The 3,768-nt window shown below is 60.3% G+C and carries 4 protein-coding genes; all 4 read left to right on the forward strand.

Translation table 11 applies throughout. From position 1 onward, the window contains the following. The first annotated feature begins 202 nt into the window (after positions 1-202). Positions 203-601: an FAD-dependent thymidylate synthase gene (locus tag NW846_RS12345; protein ID WP_414516158.1), complete on the forward strand. Its 399-nt coding sequence runs from the start codon at positions 203-205 to the stop codon at positions 599-601. Between the two features lie 26 nt (positions 602-627). Beyond that, complete coding sequence (locus tag NW846_RS12350) at positions 628-1,401, forward strand: class I SAM-dependent methyltransferase (protein WP_240527758.1); 774 nt, start codon at positions 628-630, stop codon at positions 1,399-1,401. A 148-nt stretch (positions 1,402-1,549) separates the two neighbouring features. Further along, positions 1,550-3,010: a sugar transferase gene (locus NW846_RS12355; protein ID WP_414348457.1), complete on the forward strand. Its 1,461-nt coding sequence runs from the start codon at positions 1,550-1,552 to the stop codon at positions 3,008-3,010. A gap of 9 nt (positions 3,011-3,019) precedes the next feature. Next, positions 3,020-3,768, forward strand: a 749-nt coding sequence (gene purC, locus NW846_RS12360; RefSeq protein WP_414516161.1) for a phosphoribosylaminoimidazolesuccinocarboxamide synthase, incomplete at its 3' end; no start/stop codon positions are given.

Genomic DNA, 3,768 nt, shown 5'->3' on the forward strand with positions numbered 1-3,768 from the left:
GCCTGTTCCGGGGGCCCGGCCCCCCCCCCCCCGCCCCCCGCCCCCCCCCGCCCGCCCGCCCCCCCCCCGCGCCCCCCCCCCCCCCCCCCGGCCCCCCCCCCCCCCCCCCCCCGCCCCCCCCACCCCCCCCCCCCCCCCCCCGAAACGGGGGGGGTGGGACGAAACTTCTGCTTTTGCCGACAAAACCGGGGCAGGGTTAGCTTTGCAAGAGTTGGAAACTCTATTTTACGTTCCCGCCAGCGTCAAGGAAGGCAAAGCCAAAACCCGCCAAGGCTTCAAGCCCATCTCTCCCGAGGCCCTAAACATCATTCTTGAGCAGTATCGCAGCCAGGCCATTGCCTATTATCGCCTGGTCGAAGAGTGTGGGGTGCCCTATGAGGATGCTCGTAACATCATCGGCTACGGGATCCGCCAACATTTTGTAGTGTCTTTTAATTGCCGCAGCTTGATGCACTTTCTGGATTTGCGGGCTAAGGAGGATGCCCAGCGGGAGATCCGCGAGCTGTGCGAGTTGATGTGGCCCCACTTCGAGGCTTGGTGCCCCCATGTGGCCGCCTGGTACCGCCAAAACCGCTGGGGCAAGGCCAGGCTTTCTCCCTAACAAGTTCCCAACCATTGGGGACGACTATGGATCCCAAAGCTTATGAACAAATGGCAGGCCTAGAGGATCGACATTGGTGGTTTGTGGGCCGCCGACAGATTCTCAGCCGGGTTATTGCAGGGATCCCTCTTCCTCCCTCAGCTTGTATCTTGGAAGCGGGATGTGGCAGCGGTGGCAACCTGGAAATGTTGTCTCAGTTTGGCCAAGTCTGGGCCATGGAAAGAAGCGAAATAGCATTGCCTTTGGCCCGGGCTCGTGGCATTGCGATTGTGGAAGAAGGCGAATTGCCGCATCGGATCCCTTTTGGCTCTCAACAATTTGATTTAATTGCTCTGCTGGACGTTCTGGAACATTTAGACGAAGACACAGCAGCTCTGGAAGCCCTCATCCAGAGGTTAAAGCCATCTGGCTACATGGTGATCACGGTGCCGGCTTATCCCTGGCTGTGGAGCGCCCATGACGAGCTCAATCACCACAAGAGACGCTACACAGCGGCACAACTTCTCTCCTTACTCAAGAGCGCCGGCTTGCAAATTCATACCTTTACCTTTTTCAACAGCTTTCTCTTCCCTCTGGCAGCAGGGATCCGCCTAGCCCAGAAAATACTTCGCCTGCGGGAAAGTCCAGACTTGAAAATGCCGCCCCTTTGGCTCAATCAACTTCTAGCAGAGATTTTTGCCGCGGAAGCCTATTTGATCCCCAAGTTTTCGTTGCTCTTTGGCCTGTCGTTGTTGGCGGTAGCCAGCCCTATTGCGGCAGCGGGACGGAGCCCTTTGAAAATTGCTCCTCTGGGAAACTGAGCCTCTTAATCCTCAACTTCTCGCCGTTATTACCAGTTTTTTGAGTCAACTTGGCCGATCGCGCTAGCGAGACGGAGTCCTTGCAGCCTCAAGGGGATAATCTTTTCATAAGATTGTTCCCAGTCTTCGTTTTTGGAGGAGATAGCTCTTGGCCGATCGCGCTAGCGGGACGGAGTCCTTTCGCACCAGGGAGACGGAACCTTTGCGCAGCTACGCCCTTCGCTTGGATCCGCATCGTCTGTGGGTGCCCCTAGCTTGCTTCGGGGATGGCCTTTGTATTTGGTTGGCCTTTGGGGCAGGTTACTGGCTGCGCAGCTTGCGCCCTCACCAGCTTTTGCCGTGGGATGTTTATGCCGGCCTGGGATTGCTGACCGTTCTCAGCTACTGGGGCGTTCAGGCCGGTTTGGGCGGATATGGCGAATCGAAGCGCCTATCCCGCTTTGAGGAATGGGCCAGTTTGCTGCTGGGGCTGGGGGTGACCTTTGGCCTGGTGTTGGCAGGGGCCTTCTTCGTGCGCTCTGTCTCGCTGTCGCGCTTGGTAGTGGGCTATGCCGGCCTGCTGGCTCTGCTCGGCCTGACGGGGATGCGGTTAGCGCTGCGGCTGGGCATGGGCTGGCTGTATGCCCGCGGCCAGGGGCGGCGACGGGTGATCTGGGTGGGATCCGGCTTGCTGTTGGCCGAGGTGCTGGAGCGGCTAGAGCGCTGCCCGGCTTTGGGGTTTGAGATCAAGGCTTGGGCCGTGGCCGGGGATCCCTCGGCGCCAGAAGCGGGGCCTCTGCAAAAGCTGGAGCGCCTGGATCCCGCTCATCTGGTGGCCTATGTGCAAGCTCACCCTGAGATCCAAGAGGTGTGGTTTGGGCAGCCGGAGCTGGCCAACGCGCCCCTGCTTCTTACTTTGCAGGCTCTGTCGGTGCAGGTGCGCCTGGTGCCAGATATTCTTGGCTTCTTAACGGTTAACCTGCAGTTCCACTCTCTGGACGGGATCCCGCTGCTGACGCTGCGCCACCCCCCTTTGCGCTACGCCCACAACCGTTTCCTCAAGCGAGCTATGGACATCTTGGGAGCTTCCCTGGGCTTACTGTTGCTCAGCCCCCTGTTTGTGGTCATCGCCGTGCTGGTGGCCTGCAGCAGCCCCGGCCCCATCCTGTATTGGCAGGAGCGGGTGAGCTTGGATGGGCGTCGCTTTTGGATTGCCAAGTTCCGCACCATGCGGGTGGACGCCGAAGCCTCTGGCCAGCCGGGCTGGACGCGCCCTGGGGATCCGCGCCGAACCAAGATAGGAGCCTTTTTGCGCCGCACCAATCTGGACGAGCTGCCCCAGCTTTGGAACGTTTTGAAGGGGGAAATGAGCCTGGTGGGCCCTCGCCCCGAGCGGCCCTACTTCGTGGAGCAGTTTAGCCAGGAGATCCCCAAGTATCCGGATCGGCACTTGGTGAAAAGCGGCCTCACCGGCTGGGCTCAGATCCACGGCCTGCGGGGAGACACCAGCATCGCCCGCCGCACCCAGTATGATCTCTACTATGTGCAAAACTGGTCCCTGTGGCTGGATCTGCGCATCCTGGCCATTACCCTTTGGCAAGGGATCCGCGGACGGCTGACCGGATATTAGGGGTTGCTTATGCCATCCTCGCCCACGCCCCAAGAACTCCTTTACGAGGGCAAAGCCAAACGGGTCTACCGCACCGCCGATCCCCAGGTTTACCTCTGCCAATACAAAGACGACGCCACGGCTTTTAATGCCCAAAAGCGGGGATCCATCCCCGGCAAAGGAGAAGTCAACTGCACCGTCTCTAGCCGGGTGTTTGCCTACCTGGCGCAGCAGGGTATTCGCAACCACTTCTTGAGCCAGACCGGCCCCCGTGAGATGCAGGTGCGCGCCCTGCGGATCCTGCCCTTAGAAGTGGTGGTGCGCAACCGCACTGCCGGCAGCCTCTGCCAGCGCTTAGGCCTGGAGCAGGGCCTGCCCATCGAGCCGCCGCTGGTGGAGTTCTATTACAAAAACGACGCCTTGGGAGATCCCCTGGTCACTCCCGACCACATCCGCCTGTTGCACCTGGCCACGCCGGAGCAGGTGGAGAAACTGGGATCCCTGGCTTTGGCAGTCAACACTCACCTTGGCAACTTCTGGCGGCGCTGCCGGCTGGAGCTGGTGGACTTTAAGCTGGAGTTTGGCCTGGACGAGGAAGGGCAGATTTGGCTGGCGGACGAGATCAGCCCCGACACCTGCCGCCTGTGGGATCTCCAAGGGACCGAGCCGCGGGTGCTGGATAAAGACCTTTTTCGCTTTGATCTCGGCGATCCGGCAGCCGGCTACCAAGAGGTGCTGCAGCGAGTGCTCCAGGCTACTCCTGTCTCTAATAAACATCT

This window comes from Synechococcus sp. W60.3, assembly GCF_047502615.1.
Classification (GTDB): Bacteria; Cyanobacteriota; Cyanobacteriia; order Thermostichales; family Thermostichaceae; genus Thermostichus.